The 17189-nt window shown below is 32.4% G+C and carries 19 protein-coding genes; 10 read left to right on the top strand and 9 right to left on the bottom strand.

What is annotated here, in order from left to right:
* Positions 1-114: 114 nt before the first annotated feature.
* The 5 genes from Q0870_RS06870 to Q0870_RS06850 form a co-directional block, all read right to left on the bottom strand.
* Positions 115-915: an ATP-binding protein gene (locus tag Q0870_RS06870; RefSeq protein ID WP_298553652.1), complete on the bottom strand. Its 801-nt coding sequence runs from the start codon at positions 913-915 to the stop codon at positions 115-117.
* Positions 891-1595 (bottom strand): hypothetical protein, encoded by a 705-nt coding sequence (locus tag Q0870_RS06865; RefSeq protein WP_298553650.1) that lies wholly within the window; start codon positions 1593-1595, stop codon positions 891-893. The genes Q0870_RS06870 and Q0870_RS06865 overlap by 25 nt, the downstream gene beginning before the upstream one ends.
* A 4-nt stretch (positions 1596-1599) precedes the next feature.
* Positions 1600-2109: a hypothetical protein gene (locus Q0870_RS06860; protein WP_298553647.1), complete on the bottom strand. Its 510-nt coding sequence runs from the start codon at positions 2107-2109 to the stop codon at positions 1600-1602.
* A 97-nt stretch (positions 2110-2206) separates the two neighbouring features.
* Positions 2207-2833 carry a CPBP family intramembrane glutamic endopeptidase gene (locus Q0870_RS06855; RefSeq protein ID WP_298553644.1) on the bottom strand — a complete coding sequence of 209 codons (627 nt, stop codon included), beginning with the start codon at positions 2831-2833 and terminating at the stop codon, positions 2207-2209.
* Position 2834: 1 nt separating this feature from the next.
* Complete coding sequence (locus tag Q0870_RS06850; RefSeq protein WP_298553641.1) at positions 2835-3293, bottom strand: Lrp/AsnC family transcriptional regulator; 459 nt, start codon at positions 3291-3293, stop codon at positions 2835-2837.
* 187 nt (positions 3294-3480) lie between these two features.
* On the opposite strand from Q0870_RS06850, the gene Q0870_RS06845 reads away from it, so the two are divergent.
* Positions 3481-4680: an aminotransferase class I/II-fold pyridoxal phosphate-dependent enzyme gene (locus Q0870_RS06845; RefSeq protein ID WP_298553638.1), complete on the top strand. Its 1200-nt coding sequence runs from the start codon at positions 3481-3483 to the stop codon at positions 4678-4680.
* Positions 4681-4875: 195 nt separating this feature from the next.
* Here the strand turns inward: Q0870_RS06845 and Q0870_RS06840 are convergent, their stop codons facing one another.
* A complete protein-coding gene (locus Q0870_RS06840) occupies positions 4876-5898 on the bottom strand; it encodes a metal-dependent hydrolase (protein WP_298553635.1) in 1023 nt (340 codons plus the stop codon).
* A gap of 56 nt (positions 5899-5954) precedes the next feature.
* Entirely contained in the window at positions 5955-6158 is a 204-nt protein-coding gene (locus Q0870_RS06835) for a hypothetical protein (protein WP_298553633.1), read from the bottom strand.
* A gap of 113 nt (positions 6159-6271) precedes the next feature.
* Here Q0870_RS06835 and nhaC point away from each other — a divergent pair, with 113 nt between their 5' ends.
* The 5 genes from nhaC (at position 6272) to Q0870_RS06810 (ending at position 9975) form a co-directional block, all read left to right on the top strand.
* The gene (gene nhaC / locus Q0870_RS06830; RefSeq protein ID WP_298553631.1) at positions 6272-7747 is read left to right on the top strand and encodes a Na+/H+ antiporter NhaC; all 1476 of its coding nucleotides are present in this window, start codon (positions 6272-6274) and stop codon (positions 7745-7747) included.
* Positions 7748-7887: 140 nt separating this feature from the next.
* A complete protein-coding gene (locus Q0870_RS06825; RefSeq protein ID WP_298553628.1) occupies positions 7888-8532 on the top strand; it encodes a peroxiredoxin in 645 nt (214 codons plus the stop codon).
* A gap of 68 nt (positions 8533-8600) precedes the next feature.
* Entirely contained in the window at positions 8601-8915 is a 315-nt protein-coding gene (locus tag Q0870_RS06820; protein ID WP_298553626.1) for a thioredoxin family protein, read from the top strand.
* Positions 8896-9153, top strand: coding sequence for a hypothetical protein (locus Q0870_RS06815; RefSeq protein WP_298553624.1), 258 nt, complete (start codon positions 8896-8898; stop codon positions 9151-9153). Before Q0870_RS06820 ends, Q0870_RS06815 begins: the two co-directional genes overlap by 20 nt.
* A gap of 252 nt (positions 9154-9405) precedes the next feature.
* Positions 9406-9975 (top strand): hypothetical protein, encoded by a 570-nt coding sequence (locus Q0870_RS06810; RefSeq protein WP_298553622.1) that lies wholly within the window; start codon positions 9406-9408, stop codon positions 9973-9975.
* Positions 9976-10134: 159 nt separating this feature from the next.
* On the opposite strand, the gene Q0870_RS06805 is transcribed toward Q0870_RS06810, so the two are convergent.
* Both Q0870_RS06805 and katG read right to left on the bottom strand, forming a co-directional pair.
* The gene (locus tag Q0870_RS06805; protein ID WP_298553620.1) at positions 10135-10605 is read right to left on the bottom strand and encodes an ankyrin repeat domain-containing protein; all 471 of its coding nucleotides are present in this window, start codon (positions 10603-10605) and stop codon (positions 10135-10137) included.
* A 67-nt stretch (positions 10606-10672) separates the two neighbouring features.
* On the bottom strand, positions 10673-12880 hold the full coding sequence (gene katG / locus Q0870_RS06800) for a catalase/peroxidase HPI (RefSeq protein WP_298553618.1): 2208 nt from the start codon (positions 12878-12880) through the stop codon (positions 10673-10675).
* Positions 12881-13138: 258 nt separating this feature from the next.
* Between katG and tpx the strand changes: the two genes are divergently transcribed.
* From tpx to Q0870_RS06780, 4 genes are all read left to right on the top strand, one after another.
* Positions 13139-13645 carry a thiol peroxidase gene (tpx, locus tag Q0870_RS06795; protein WP_298553616.1) on the top strand — a complete coding sequence of 169 codons (507 nt, stop codon included), beginning with the start codon at positions 13139-13141 and terminating at the stop codon, positions 13643-13645.
* Positions 13638-14006 carry a diacylglycerol kinase family protein gene (locus Q0870_RS06790; protein ID WP_298553614.1) on the top strand — a complete coding sequence of 123 codons (369 nt, stop codon included), beginning with the start codon at positions 13638-13640 and terminating at the stop codon, positions 14004-14006. Before tpx ends, Q0870_RS06790 begins: the two co-directional genes overlap by 8 nt.
* A gap of 109 nt (positions 14007-14115) precedes the next feature.
* Positions 14116-16488, top strand: coding sequence for a DNA translocase FtsK (locus Q0870_RS06785; RefSeq protein ID WP_298553613.1), 2373 nt, complete (start codon positions 14116-14118; stop codon positions 16486-16488).
* Between the two features lie 45 nt (positions 16489-16533).
* On the top strand, positions 16534-17169 hold the full coding sequence (locus tag Q0870_RS06780; RefSeq protein WP_298553611.1) for an outer membrane lipoprotein carrier protein LolA: 636 nt from the start codon (positions 16534-16536) through the stop codon (positions 17167-17169).
* The last annotated feature ends 20 nt before the right edge of the window (positions 17170-17189 follow it).

The following is a 17189-nucleotide window of genomic DNA, read 5'->3' as shown; positions in this document are numbered from 1 at the left end:
TTTTTTGTCATATCGAAATGAGACACGATTGAGACATCACATAGTAAAATTTACTTCACTTTTATGATTATGCAGTTTCTATTTAATGTCGAAATGGCAAGTCTACTCTTTAAGCTAATTTAAAGGATAATTTAATACTAGCTGAACACCTTTATTAGGTTTAGAATTCAACTCCAAACTCGAATTAATTAATGCAGCTCTACTCTTCATATTTATTAAACCAGAACCTTGTTCAATTTCATTAATATCAAATCCTTTACCATCATCGGTAGCTGTTATAGTTAATTTTTCAGGTTTATAATCTAGAGTAATACCAATATTTTTTGCTTCAGAATATTTTACCGAATTTGATAAAAATTCTTGAAGTATTCTAAAAATAATAATTTCATGTTTTCTGTCCTTAAAATCAACTTTATCACCAATAATTTTAAGTTCAGCTGATGTGAACTTCATCTTTTTCATTCTATCTAGCTCATTGGTAATAGATTTTTCAAAACCTATATTCAAAATAACGTCGTTATTAAGTGTTTTTGAAAGCGCTCGGACTTCCTTTAAACCATTGCTGAGAGCTTCAGTTGTATCTTTAAATTTGTCTTTTACATCATCCGTTACTTGCATTTTTAAAATACTTAATTGCATACTGGCAAAGGACAATAACTGCCCAACATTATCATGCAATTCCCAGCCAATATTCTTTAAAGTTTGTTCTTGAGCTTCGGTTTGTGCTTGAATAATTTCCGCTTCAAAAGCCTGTTGCTGTTTTATCCTATCTTGAAGTAATTTGTTTTTTCGTTTTTGAAATACAACAAAAAACACAATAACTAGTGATGTAATGATAATTAAAACTAATATCATATACACCAATAAATAACGCTCTGAAGCTGTACTTGTTAATCTTTCTGTGGTCTGCACCATATTAAAGCAAAGGTAAAAGTTGAATACATAACTATATTAGCTAATAAATAAATTTGCCATTTTAGGAATATAAAATTCCAGTCTTTATTTGAATTATAAACATCATAAAATACTAATGGTGTGATAATAAGCCACCATATAAAAATAGCAGCGCTAATATAAAAATTAATGGATTTGTAAAAGGTTAGTATCATATCGCTTTCCAATATTTCAATAAAATAAAAAACGGTGCAAAGAAATATTATTAAAGCTCCGAAAATACTAATTATTGGAAAAAAGCTAACAAAATAAGCGTCCCAATTAATAATTACGTAAACAATAGAAAATAATAAAAAACCGTATCCACTAAATTTCACTATAGTTTTAAAAGTCTTTTTACTTAGAATTTTGTAATAATAAAATGCAAAAAAAATAATGGCCAAAATATTCCAATAGAGTGTTGTCCACCAATAATTCCATATAAATACAGTATCCTTTAGAAAACTTAAAAAACCATCATTGTAAATATAGTGAACGTAAGAATTTAAAAAATCACAAACAGATAGATAAACCAAAAACCATATAAAATATTTAGCAGCTGTTAGTTTATACTTTTTATAAAGTACTAAACCAGTTACAGCTGCTAAAATTTCCACGCTATACGTGATATTATTATAATATTCTAATAAAAAATCATTCATTAAACTATTGTGGATACCCACCTTGCCCTCCAGTACCTGCATTCAAAGGTGGGATTTCCAAAACCGCTGAAGAAGAAAAGTTTGAAAAACTTGCTTTTGATGTGCCCGCTTTTAACTGCGGCGCCCAAAACAAAGTACTTAAATACCCCTTATCGTTAGGTGCTTTTTCGCCATAAACTCCAAAATAGATGCGAAATCCGGCTATTTCTTGTTGCTGTTTTTTTGCTTCTCTTTTTGCAAAATCTATATAGTTTTCTATATCCTCTAAAGACCAACCAGCCCATCGGTTATCATTTTTTCCGACTTGTCGTTGAGTAATGGAGTCTATCTCAGGTTTTCTGTATTTAGTCCAATTATCATTTAATACTGTAGCTTCTGCAACAGAAATAACACCTTTTGGTATTACCACTTCTTCACCTATAGTTGGCATATCAGCACATTGACGAGGGCAAAAATAATACGTTAATACTGCTCCAATAATAATTCCGAAAATAATTGGTCCTAATTTTTTCATATTTAAATTGTTTTTTGGTTAATAATAGCTCCTTAAAAATAGTGAAAAAAAAATTATCGTAAGATTATATTTCTCAAAATAAAATTCATCGATAAATCTATACAGGAAATCCTAACATACTGCCCATCCCAACTGTTAATAACCAGCACCCATAAATGCCATGCTCAATGGACACCAGAAGTGTAGATTGTGTTTTTTTGAAAGTATAAGCAAATAATAAGCCACCTAAAAAGGTTAAAACGATTACCAAAACGCTTCCAAAAAAAAGATGCGCAAGAGAAAATAGAATTGCATTAACAAAAATAAATAATACTTCATTTTTAAATAAGCTATGATATCTTTTAAAGAAAAAAGTTCTATAAATCAATTCTTGAGGATACACAGAAAAGAAACTATAAATAAATAATAATATAAACCATTTTATGGGCTCATTAAGCAAAACACTAAAAAGTGATTCGCTATCAGTTATCCAAACAAACAACGTAGTTATAATTGCGATAAAAATAAGCTTTATAATTGTTGCCTTCCAAAATGCCTTCCAACCCAAGTGTTTAGAAACTTTAAATTTCAGGTTTTCTACTTTTAATAAAATATAAATGACATAAAGAAATCCAACTAAACCAACACTTAATTTTACCCAAGGCGAATAGCTAATGGCATAACTTATTGGCACCAATATAAAAATGATAAAAAGTTCTAAACTTTTATATTTAATGGAATTCATTTTAAAGATTTAAAGTGGTACTATGTTTAACTTCATTAATTACAAACATACTATGTGTGCTTCCTATATGATTTATACCTGTTAACTTTTTAACCATAAACTCTCTAAAAGCAGCCATATCCTTTACTATTACTTTTAGAAGGTAGTCGTAATCACCACTTAAATGATAACACTCTAATACCTCATCTAAGCGTTTAACCTCCCTTTCAAAACTTGTAACAAACTCTTGACTATGTTGAATGAGTTTAATATGACAAAACACCACAAAATTCTTATTTACCTTTTCTTTATTAACAACAGCGATGTAACTATCAATATAACCCTCTTTTTCAAGCTTTTTAATACGTTCGTAAACTGCGGTAACTGATAAGCCCAATTTATTGGAAAGTTCCTTATTGGTTTGTTTACTGTCCTTTTGCAAGTATTCTAGTAATTTTTTATCAGTAGTATCAAATATCATAATCGAAAATATATCTGTAAAATGTTAAACGCATGAGCGAAATAATTATTATAATCTATAAATATAATAAATAATAGTTTTATTTTCTAAAATATAAACAAATGATTGTTTTTTAGTCTAAAATTAATGACTTTTGATTCAAATAATATAGGTTTCGACTACGCTCAACCTCACAAAATAAACCCCTATGGCATTTAAACCCGCAAACAGCATACAAGATTTACAATATTTTGGAGAATTTGGAGGCGTAAACCCTTCTATTTCAGACTCCTCAACTTACACCTTTCTGTCTGCAAAAACTATGTTCGACACCTTTGAAGGCAATGCTGATGGTTGCTACTTATATTCGCGTCATTCCACACCTTCAAATTTATATTTGGGCGAAGCATTAGCTGCTATGGAAGGTACAGAAACAGCCAACGTATCAGCATCAGGAATGGGCGCTATAACACCCGTTGTTTTACAACTTTGTGGAGCTGGAGACCATATTATTTCTAGTCGAACTATTTATGGTGGCACGTATGCTTTTCTGAAAAATTTCGCCCCTAAGTTTAATATTGAAACGTCCTTTGTTGATATTACAAAACTTGATATTGTTGAAGCTTCAATAACCGAAAATACAAAAATTATTTACTGCGAATCTGTGAGTAATCCGCTTTTAGAAGTTGCTGACATTAAAGGTTTAGCTAAAATTGCTAAAAGACACAACTTAAAATTGGTTGTTGATAATACGTTTTCACCTTTATCAATTTCGCCAGCTACTCTAGGTGCAGATATTGTGATTCATAGTTTAACCAAGTTTATTAATGGCTCTAGCGACACTGTTGGTGGTGTGGTTTGTGGCACCCAAGATTTTATAGATGAATTGCGAAACGTAAACGATGGTGCTTCGATGTTATTTGGTTCGACAATGGATAGCTTGAGAGCTGCTTCGGTTTTAAAAAACTTAAGAACACTACATATTAGAATGCAACAGCATAGCAAAAATGCCTTGTATCTAGCCAGAAAGTTTGAAGCCGATGGTTTAAAAACTGTTTATCCTGGTTTGAAATCTCACCCTTGTCATGAATTGTTTAAGAGTATGATGAATGAAGCATATGGTTTTGGCGGGATGCTTACCATAGACGTGGGCACATTAGAAAAAGCTAACGAACTCATGGAACTCATGCAAAACAAAAACTTAGGCTATTTAGCGGTAAGTCTTGGGTTTTACAAAACATTATTTAGTGCTCCTGGGAGTTCAACATCTTCTGAGATTCCTGAAGATGAACAAAAAAAAATGGGTTTGAGTGATGGTTTGATTCGTTTTTCTATTGGTTTAGATGCCGATATTGAACGTACTTATAAAGTGATGCGTGAGTGTATGGTGGAATTGAGTATTCTATAGGTTTTATTTATTTCTCGCAAAGGCGCTAAGTCACAAAGTGTTTCGGATAGTAATAATGCACGAACTAATTACTGAAGTAGCGGATAAGTGCGCAAGGGATAGAAGTGGATAGCCCACAGCCCGACGCAGGAGGTGCGAGGACTTGTAACGAATAGCCCGACCCTTTGGGTTGCGCCCAAATTTGTAAAAATGAAATTAAATTCCTTTTAAACGTTCCCAAAGCGCATTTAAAGCATCTGATATATTATCTTCATTTCGCTGAAAAGGTTTCATATTAATTTGATTGTTTTCTTTATATAGTACAAACTTAAAAACCGAGGAGTTAGAGTTTTCTTTACTTGTTAAAGGGTAACGCAAATCGTTATATTGATATTCATTATCGCCAATTTTATAAATACTATAATAATGGTTACTGAACCATGCTAAATCTTTGATTCTGCTAAATTTTTCTTCTGTTAAAGCCCTTTCTTTAGGTAGTGCTTTAAAATCTATAAATTGACTTTTCTTATCTAACAACGAGTAATAAGCCACATAATACGAGGAGTCTGATTCTCCCATACCATACCACAATATGTTATTGAAAATGGTTGGTTGAGTAAAATACCTATTAACATTTAAACCTTTTGCGATTAACGATTTTTTGAAAACGGAATCCATGTACAGTTTATTACCAAATGTAAATAGCATGTAAGCTGAACTAATTCCGATGCCTAATTTTAACCATAAGCGTCTATTTTTTGATGTTCTTTTAAAAAACATTAAAACAATAATACATATTAAAAACGGTATGGTATAAACTGGGTCGACCACCGCTATATTATTTAATGCTACTCTATAATTGCTAAAAGGCGCAAATAATTGCGTACCATACGGAGTAAAACAATCTAAAATAGGATGTGTGAATAAGGACCAGAAGAACAAACTAATCCAATCTTTTTGGGTTGTGGTGTCTAATCGCTTACCTGAGTTATAGAGTTTATATATTAACCACCCCAATAAAAAAGCGGCAATTACTGAAAACAAAATGGAGTGCATATACCCTCTATGAAAAAGCATAGCATCAATTTCATTACCATGTAGCCAGTTACCTATAAATACATCTAAATCTGGAATTGTGCCACCAATAGCACCGAATAATAAAGCTTTATTTCCTATTTTTTTTCCTAGTACCGCTTCTCCGCAAGCGGCACCTAATACAATTTGAGTTAGTGAATCCATATTTCTTAGAATACAAACTTAACTAACAAATTTTTTAAAATTTAGAACTTTAGTATTTAGTTTTTTTTAAGTAAATATTGGTTTGAACTTTTTTTAAGTTCTTCAGAAAGAAAAAAAGATTTTTCAGTCTGGTATTCATTAATATTTAAATCATCTTTAGAACTATAGTCATCATGATTAGATGCATTAAAAAGTTCTCCTTTATAAACAAGCAATCCTAAAATAAAAAACACCAATAACAGGGACAAAGCAAAAAACATAATATAAATTATTAATAGTTATTGAGGTTATAATACACTGATTTTCATACTAAGTCACATTATTTTGAAAATGAACTAGAAAATCGTAACATTACGAGACTAAAATACTCCTTATGCAAGACGAAAAGAATATTTCTGAGTTTAAAGCCAACGATCAAACCATAATTGAGAACAAAGAACTTAATTTTTTAGAAGCTCTTATTCCTGTTATACTACTAATGGCATTACTTTTTTATAATATTATTTTTGCAGATGGCGAGCTTTTAGGAGAATATTCTAATCAAATTATTTTATTAATTGGTGGTGTTATAGCGGCTATTGTAGGCTTTTTTAATAAGGTTTCTATAAACCGAATGGCAACCGAAATTTGGGAAAATTTAAAGAGTGTATTCATCCCGATTATGATTTTATTTTTAGTTGGCGCCTTAGCTGGCACTTGGCTAATTAGTGGCGTAATACCTGCAATGGTTTATTATGGTTTACAAGTATTAAGTCCCGAAATATTCCTACCAGCTTCTGTAATCATTGCTGCAGTGATATCAATTGCTACCGGAAGTTCTTGGACCACTTCCGCTACCGTTGGCATTGCTCTTGTTGGTATTGGAACTGCTTTAGGAATAAACCCAGGCATGATTGCTGGAGCAGTAATTTCTGGAGCGTATTTTGGAGATAAAATGTCACCATTAAGTGATACCACTAACCTTGCACCTGCAATGGCTGGAACAGATTTATTTACGCATATTAAGTATATGAGTTTAACAACGGTACCAACCATTATTGTTACGCTTATTGTTTTTGGGGTTTTAAGTTTTACTATTACAACCTCTGGTAGTGCTGATGTGAGCAACTTATTAAACACTATAGATTTCACTTTTAATATTACGCCTTGGCTATTTTTAGTTCCTTTAGCTGTTATTGGTCTCATTTTACTAAAAACAAAACCTCTTACAGCCTTAACTACAGGTGTTTTATTGGCAGCAATTTTTGCTTTTATTTTCCAACCAGATGTCCTAAATAGCCTAGGAGAGTCAAAATTATCTTCAGTAATAACGTCTGTTTTTACAGACACACAAATTACAACTGAAAACGAAAAATTAAACGACCTCTTTTCTGCTGGTGGCATGAAAGGTATGCTTTGGACTATTTATCTCATTATTTGCGCTATGGTATTTGGCGGTATTATGGATGGTATTGGTGCGCTTTCTAGAATTACAAGTGCTTTACTGTCTGTTGCCACTTCTGTTTTTGGATTATTCGCAAGTACAGTTGTTAGTTGCTTAGGATTAAACACAATTGCATCCGACCAATACTTAGCCATTGTTATCCCAGGAAAAATGTTTAAAAAAGCATTTGAAGATAAGGGTTTGGCACCCGAAAATTTAAGTAGAACTTTAGAGGATTCGGGTACAGTAACTTCCGTTTTAATACCCTGGAATACCTGCGGTGCCTATCAATCTGGTGTTTTAGGCGTTGGTGTTGCCGAATATTTCTTTTATGCCATCTTTAATTGGCTAAGTCCTTTTACTACGCTATTATTCGCTGCATTCTCAATTAAAATCAAACAACTAAAATCTTCAAAAAACGCCTAGTAACTCTCTCATTTTCAATACTCATAAATAAATACTATTAATCAATAAGTATTTAAAATTTTATGACGCTTTATTTTCTTCATTTGTAAGTTATTTTTGCACGCAGAAAAGCGAATTATTAATTATAAAACAAAATACAAATGTCATTAGTAGGTAAAAAATTTCCAGATTTAAACGTTGACGCCATGAATGATATGGGCGATACTTTTAAAGTAAACGTTCTTGAAGAAGCAGTTAACAATAAGAAAAAAGTAGTATTATTTTGGTACCCAAAAGATTTTACTTTTGTATGTCCAACGGAATTACATGCCTTTCAAGCAGCTATAGGAGAATTTGAAAAAAGAAACACCATTGTAATTGGTGCATCTTGTGATACTCCAGAAGTACACTTTGCATGGTTAAGCACAGCAAAAGATAATGGTGGTATTGAAGGTGTAACCTACCCTATTTTAGCGGATAGCAACAGAAACCTATCTAGCGTTTTAGGTATTTTAGATATTACTAACGAAACTTACGATGAAGAAACAGGAACGGTTCAAGTTGAAGGTGATAACGTAACGTATAGAGCCACTTACATTATTGACGAAGATGGTGTGGTGCAACACGAAAGCATTAACAACATGCCTTTAGGTAGAAACGTTGGTGAGTACATCCGTTTGGTTGATGCTTTAACACACGTTCAAAAAAAAGGAGAAGTTTGTCCTGCAAACTGGGAAGAAGGTAAAGATGCTATGAGTGCCAATGCAAAAGCTACTGCTGAGTATTTAGCAGCTCATGCTAACTAAAACTAAAATAGTTCTCAGACCTGTCAGGTTTTGAAAACCTGACAGGTCTCAAAAAAATATTCAAAATTATGATTACAGAATTAAACGAAGATAATTTACAAAGCTTAGTATCTGAGAACGATACTGTTGTTGTACAATATTCTGCAACCTGGTGTGGTAATTGCCGTATCATGAAACCAAAAGTGAAGAAACTAGCTTCAGAATTAGAAGACGTTACTTTTATTATTGCTGACGCGGAAAAGTTTCCAGAAAGTAGAAAGTTAGCAACTGTTGATAATTTACCAACCTTTGCAACCTTTAAAAATGGGGTATTTATAAATCAAGTTCAGACTAATAAGTTTGATGTTTTAAAAGATTTAGTCAATGAAGTTACCAGTAATTAAACATTTAACGAATTTCATAGAAGCTAACGACGAAGATTTTGTTGTTGAAACTATTGAAACTTTAGAAGCTTTAACCGAAGTGCCTTCATTAAAAGATGAAGAGTTAGATGTTATAGGTGAATTGATTTCTAACATGTACGGCGCCATTGAAGTGAATAAAATGACTAAAGATGGCACACCTAAAAAAGAAGCTTTAAATAGTTTTATGGGACGTGTTATGGGTTCGATTGATACCTAATTGAAAGAGAAAAATGAGTATTAAAAACCACTTCAATTGAAGTGGTTTTTTGTTTTTATTGAAACTTGACTTTGTAAAAAAATTCAACTACCTTCGTTTAACGTCGGATATAAGTCATTAAAACGACACATATCCGTAAAAACATTGGCAGTAATTTGAAGCAACATAGTGTATAAACCATTTTAAAACCCAATTATGAGACTATTTTTTTTAATAATTCTAGTTTTTAGTATTAAATCTACATTTGGACAAATGCAAAAAGATTCTGTTACTTCAAATAAAGAGATTAAAAGAATTGACAATTCTCATCAACAAGAAAAAGTAAGCGACATTGAAAAAGACAATCTTAAAAATGTAGCAAATAGAATGTGTATTCAATTTACACTTGCAAAGAAATATGGAGCGAAAGACTTAATTTCAAAAATTGATGATATTGTCATTTCTTATCTAGGGCTAGATAAATCCAAAAAAAATAAAAAAGAAATAATTAACTTCTGGAATTCCAAATCTGAATATCTAATATGTGATGAAGGAAAAAGGAAAGATAGAAATACAGAACATGTTTTAAAACGAGCAATTTATCTTGAATATTATCCAGAATTATTTTTTAGTTATCTAATGAGGTTTAAAGAACCCCAAATTGACTTTAATGCAATTGAAAAAATTAATGGAGAAAATGAAACTATTTTAGATTACTTGGACAAATTAATTTCAACCGAAAGAGTTGAAGATTTATACGATATAGAAAACGTTAAAAAACTTAGGAGAATACTTGCTTCCCCAAGGTTTGGAGCAAAAACGGCTGAACAACTAAAAAATTAAAAACTACTGCCAACATTGTATATAAAAAATTGCTACTTTGTGCTTAACCAATGGAAGTTGCTTTGTTTGCTAGCTTCTGATTTTCCTTCGGAAAATCCTCGCACACAAACACGCAACATTTCATATACGTAACCGTTAAACGAACCTCCCAAAATCAAACTAATTCAAAAGTTCAACAATACCTTTAAAACCTTTTTCCTCAGCATAATCTATAGCAGTTTTTCCATCTTTATCTATCAAAGAAACATCAGCACCATACTTCAATAACAATTCAACTATTTTAGATTGATTATACATAGAAGCAAAAATTAAAGGTGTAACACCATTTTTATTTTTGGCATTAACATCTGCTCCATGTTTTATCAATAAAGTTGCTAAACTCGCATTACCTTTAAAAGAAACACCAATTAACGCTGTATTTCCAGAAGCGTCTGCTTCATCAACTGGAGCTTTATACTCTAATAAAACCTTAACAATAGTTTCTTTATCAAAATAAGAAGCAAAAATTAAAGGTGTAAAACCTCTAGCATCTTTTGATTTTACTAATTCTGGGTTTCTTCCAAGTTGCGCTTCAATATTATCCACTTTTCCTTGTTGAATGGATTTAAAAAACAATTCTGTTTCGTTCATAGTTATATTTTAAAAATAAAAAGGATGAGCATAAAAACTCATCCCTTTCAATCTATAAATTCAATATTTATTTTAAATCAAAACGATCTAAGTTCATCACTTTAGTCCAAGCGGCAACAAAATCGTTTACAAATTTCTCTTGTACGTCGTTAGCACCATAAACTTCCGCAATTGCTCTTAACTCCGTATTAGAACCAAAAATTAAATCGGCTCGCGTTCCTTTAAATTTAACTGCGCCTGTTCTGCGATCGCGACCTTCAAAAATGGTGTCATCAGAAGAAGTAGCACTCCAAGTATAAGTGAAGTCAAGAATGTTTGTAAAGAAATCGTTTGTTAAACTTCCCACATTATCTGTAAACACGCCATAATCAGACCCATCATAATTTGTTCCTAACACACGTAAACCTCCAACTAAAACTGTCATTTCTGGAATAGAAAGTGTTAACAGATTAGCTCTATCAACCAATAAATCTTCAGCAGCAACTTTTAATTTAGGATTCATGTAATTTCTAAATCCGTCAGCTATTGGCTCCAAATAGCCAAATGATTCTAAGTCGGTTTGTTCTTGTGAAGCATCACCTCTGCCTTGTGTAAAAGATACGCTTACATTATGACCTGCATTTTTAGCAGCTTCTTCAACGCCTGCAGTACCTGCTAGAACAATTAAATCTGCCATAGAAATGGTTCCGCTAAATTCGTTTTGTATACCTTCTAAAACATTTAAAACCTTGTTTAATTCGGTTGGATTGTTTACTTCCCAACTGCGTTGTGGCTCTAAACGTAAACGCCCTCCATTTGCACCACCTCGCATATCTGAACCTCTAAACGTTGAAGCCGATGCCCAAGCCGTTTTTACTAATTCAGAAATTGATAAACCAGAAGTTAAAATCATGCTTTTTAATGATGATATATCTGCATCACTTAATTTGTAATCTACTTTTGGAATAGGGTCTTGCCAAAGCAACTCTTCACTTGGAACTTCTGGACCTAAGTAACGGTCTATTGGACCCATATCACGATGTGTTAATTTGTACCATGCTCTTGCAAAAGCATCTTCAAAAGCTTTGTGATCTTCGTGAAAACGTTTTGAAATTTCTAAAAACCCAGGGTCTATTTTAAGTGCCATATCTGCGGTAGTCATCATTAAGGCTTGTGTTCCGTTCCCGCCTGCTGCTGGAGCTTGACGCGCATTAGATGCCGCTGTTGGTGTCCATTGGTGTGCACCAGCTGGACTTTTGGTTAATTCCCAATCATAATTTAAAAGCACATCAAAATAATCTCCATCCCATTGGGTTGGATTTGGTGTCCATGCACCTTCTATACCACTTGTAATCGCGTCATCTAAAACACCAGATTTATAAGTGTTTTTCCAACCTGTACTCATTTCCTCTATAGATGCTCCATGTGGTTCTGCACTAACATATTTATCTGGGTCTGCAGCACCGTGTGCTTTACCAAAGGTATGCCCACCCGCAACTAAAGCTACAGTTTCTTCATCATTCATAGCCATACGACCAAACGTAATTCTTATATCATGTGCCGATTTTAAAGGGTCTGGATTTCCGTTAGGTCCTTCTGGATTTACATAAATTAAACCCATGTGCACCGCTCCTAAATGTCCTTCTAAATCGCCATCACTGGTATCGTAGCGGTCATCATTATCTAACCAACCTGTTTCGCTTCCCCAATAAATATCTTGCTCTGGCTCCCAAACATCTTCACGTCCGCCAGCAAAACCAAAGGTTGGGAATCCCATAGATTCTAAAGCACAGTTACCTGCAAGAATCATTAAATCTGCCCAAGACACTTTATTCCCATATTTCTTTTTTACTGGCCATAACAATAAGCGCGCTTTATCTAGATTGCCATTATCTGGCCAGCTATTTAAAGGTGCAAAACGCTGATTTCCTGTTGCTGCTCCACCTCTTCCATCTCCTACTCTATAAGTTCCGGCACTATGCCACGCCATACGAATCATGAACCCGCCATAATGCCCATAATCTGCAGGCCACCAATCTTGAGAATCTGTCATTAAATTGATAACATCTTGCTTTAACGCTGTAAAATCAACACTATTAAAAGCCTTAGCATAATCAAAATCTTCCCCCATTGGATTCGACTTTGATGCATTTTGACGCAAAATATTTAGCTTTAGCTCATTTGGCCACCAATCTCTATTGCTTGTCCCACGACCTGCAGTTTGTTTTTGATCTCCGCTTAAAAATGGGCATTGACTTGGGTCTCCATTCATGTTGTGTTTTTCGTTGTTATCCATTACTTATATTTTTGTGTTTTATTCAGTTATTAATAAAGGTTTATTGAATTACTAAAATTACTCATTTAATAGCTTCAAAAAACATGTGCTATATTTTTTAAAATTATATTATAATTGATAAAATTTATCGCATAATTATTTTTAATAGCTTTTAAGTATGACTCATGTGCTTAAAAAAATCAAAAAATAGTAAGATTAAGCTATTGAACTCATCTAAATATTGCTATTTTAGATGCTCAAATTAAAATACAAAAAAAAATGGCTTCAATTACATTAAAAGGAAATTCAATTAAAACATCAAGTAACTTACCAGAAGTTGGTACAAAAGCACCAGACTTTTTACTAACTACTACAGATTTAGATGTTCATAGCTTAACAAATTATAGAGGAAGTAAAGTTGTTTTAAACATTTTCCCAAGTATTGATACTGGGACTTGCGCACAATCAGTTAGAACCTTTAATCAGGAAGCAAGTGAATTAGAAAACACAAAAGTACTTTGTATTTCTCGCGATTTACCTTTTGCTCAAGGTCGTTTTTGCGGTGCTGAAGGATTAAAAGATGTGGTAAATTTATCTGATTTTAAAGATGGAAGTTTCGGGAAAGCTTATGGTTTAAACATTGTTGACGGTCCATTAGAAGGTTTGCACTCACGTTGTGTTGTAGTTTTAGATAAAAATGGCATCGTAAAATATACTGAACAAGTGGGAGAAATTGTTGACGAACCAAACTATAAGGCTGCTTTAGAAGCATTGCAAGATGCCTAAAAAAGAATCTTTTATAAAAAACCGATTAAAAAGTGTGGGTTACGCCTTTAAAGGTGCAACCCTACTTTTAAAATCTGAGGCTAGTATAAAAATTCAGTTTTTTATAGCTTTAATAGTTACAGCTGCAGGGTTTTATTTTAACATTTCCTCTACAGAGTGGGCTATTCAACTACTCGCTATTGGTTTAGTTATGAGTATTGAAGGCATTAATACAGCCATTGAAGAAATTGCCAATTTTATTCATCCAGACCGTCATGAAAAAATTGGTTTAATAAAAGACATAGCTGCAGGAGCGGTATTTATAGCTGGCATATTTGCGAGTATTGTTGGCTTTATAATATATCTTCCAAAGATTTTTTAAAATACTAATACTCTAGGATAAACGTTAGTAATTTGTATTTTTGTTGTATTACTAAAATCACTCAATAACAATCTTATTTTAGATATTAAATTTTGAAACAAACCAATTAATGGCTAAAACCAGAACTAAAGCTAAAAAATCACCTAGAAAAACCGTAAAAGCACCAAGTTTTAAGTTGTCTAGCCAACAAAAATTGGTGTTGGGTAGTTTTCTGGTAATTACTGGACTTTTGCTATTTATTGCGTTTGTATCTTATCTATTTACAGGAGAAGCCGACCAGAGCACCTTATCAGACTTCACGTCACGCGAAGTTAAAACACAAAATTGGTTGAGTAAAACTGGCGCCTGGTTAAGCGACTTTTTTATTCAACGTGGTTTTGGTATTGCATCTTTTATTTTTTCTGGATTAATCTTTATGTCTGGTGTTTATGTTTTAATGAACATCAACAAAGCAAAGCTGAGAAAACATTGGTTTTGGGGGATTCTTATTACTATCTGGCTATCAATACTTTTAGGATTCTTCGGAAATAAAAATGATATACTTGGAGGTACAATTGGTTTTGAAATTAATAGTTTTCTTCAGGATTACGTTGGTAAAATTGGCACTATACTTTTACTTATTTTTGGATTAATTACATATTTAGCGATTCGTTTTAAAGTGACTTTTGAAAGTTTTACGCGTATTTTTAAATCTGCTAAAAAAGATTTTAAAGACGAGCTTTCTAATATGAAAGAAGATATAGTTGTGCCTTTGGATAACAATTTATCTGATGAAGCTGAAGCTATAAAAAAAGCTCATGAATTAGCTTTAGAAAATAAAAATCCAGAGCCTAAACCAAAAATTGAAACAGCTCCCTTAGAAGTAAAAATACCAGAACCTGAAGTTGAAGAACCTGAATTAGAAATAAAAGTTGAAGACGTAAAGGAAGAAAAATCTGAAACTGATAACCTAGCGAATAAACTAGTTGAAGATTTTGGACAGTTTGACCCTACTCTAGAATTAGCTAAATATCAATTTCCAACACTAGATTTATTAAAGAAATACGATACTGAAGGGATTACCATTAACCAAGAAGAGTTAGAAGAAAATAAGAACAGAATTGTTGATACTTTAAACAATTATAAAATTGGTATTTCCAGTATTAAAGCTACTATAGGACCAACAGTTACATTATATGAAATTGTTCCAGATGCTGGAATTCGTATTTCTAAAATTAAGAATTTAGAGGATGATATTGCATTATCACTTTCAGCATTAGGCATTCGTATTATAGCTCCAATTCCTGGAAAAGGCACTATTGGTATAGAGGTACCAAATAAAAATTCTACAATTGTATCCATGCGTTCTGTAATTGCATCAAAGAAATTTCAAAGTTCTGAAATGCAACTACCAATAGCTTTAGGGAAAACTATTAGCAATGAAACCTTTGTGGTTGATCTTGCAAAAATGCCACACTTACTTATGGCTGGTGCTACTGGTCAAGGTAAATCGGTTGGTTTAAATGCGGTTTTGACATCCTTACTTTACAAAAAACATCCCGCCGAAGTTAAATTCGTTTTAGTTGACCCAAAGAAAGTAGAGTTAACACTTTTTAATAAAATAGAACGTCACTATTTAGCAAAACTCCCAGATAGTGAAGATGCTATAATAACGGATAATACAAAAGTTATCAATACATTAAACTCACTATGTATTGAAATGGATAACCGTTATGAATTACTTAAAAATGCATTCTGCAGAAATATAGCTGAGTACAATGCAAAATTTAAAGCTAGAAAGCTTAACCCAAATGACGGACATCAATTTTTACCATACATTGTTTTAGTTGTTGATGAGTTTGCAGATTTAATAATGACGGCAGGTAAAGAGGTTGAAACACCTATTGCACGTTTAGCACAATTAGCCCGTGCTATTGGAATTCATTTAATTATTGCAACCCAACGCCCATCTGTTAATGTAATTACAGGTATCATTAAAGCCAATTTCCCAGCTAGAATTGCGTTTAGAGTAACTTCAAAAATTGATTCACGTACCATTTTAGATGGTTCTGGAGCAGACCAACTTATTGGCCGCGGAGATATGCTTTATACGCAAGGCAACGATTTAATTCGTGTACAATGTGCTTTTGTTGACACTCCTGAAGTTGAAAAAATAACAGATTATATAGGCTCACAAAAAGCATATCCTGATGCTTATTTACTTCCTGAATATGTTGGTGAAGAAAGTGGCACAGGTCTTGATATAGACATATCAGATAGAGATAAACTATTTAAAGATGCCGCTATTGTTATTGTAACCGCTCAACAAGGTTCAGCTTCATTATTACAGCGAAAATTAAAATTAGGCTACAATAGAGCTGGTAGGTTAATTGATCAGTTAGAAGCCGCAGGAATAGTTGGTCATTTTGAAGGCAGCAAAGCAAGACAGGTTTTAGTTCCAGATTTGACAGCCTTAGATAAACTTTTAGAAGACGAATTATAATTAAAATTAGGTTCCGCGAGAAGAGGAATGAAAAATAAAATTTCAATGAAAAAATTCTTAACCATATTACTTATTACGCTTTCATTTAGTGCATTTACCCAAAACAATGCCAAAGCGTTGTTAAACGAGGTTTCAACAAAAGTTAAAAGCTATGAAAATATTTCACTAGACTTTAAATATACTCTTGAAAATATTTCAGAAAACATAAAACAAGAAACCAAAGGTGATGTTATCATGCAAGGTGATAAATACAGATTAAATATCCTTGGAGTGACTAGACTATTTGATGGAAAAACCATGTATAGTATTAGTACTGAAGATGAAGAAGTAACTATTTCATCAGATAATGATGAAGAAAGCGATGCCATTACACCTAGTAAAATGCTATCTTTTTATGAAGAGGGGCATACTTACACAATTGATATTGAACAAAATATAAATGGTAGAAAAATTCAATATGTAAAACTTACCCCTATCGATTCAAATTCTGAAATAAAAAATATTCTTTTAGGTATAGATACGCAAACAAAGCATATTTACAATTTAATACAAGTGGGTAAAAATGGTACAAAAACAACGCTTACTGTTAATTCTTTTAAAACAAATGAGCCTTTATCAAAAACCTTATTTACCTTTGACACCAATAAATACAAAGATTATTACATTAATAAACTAGATTAATAACGTTTGAAACGATTATC

Origin of the sequence: uncultured Algibacter sp., from assembly GCF_947487575.1 — a bacterium.
Lineage (GTDB): Bacteria > Bacteroidota > Bacteroidia > Flavobacteriales > Flavobacteriaceae > Algibacter_B.
This window is presented reverse-complemented; position numbering and strand designations above follow the sequence as displayed.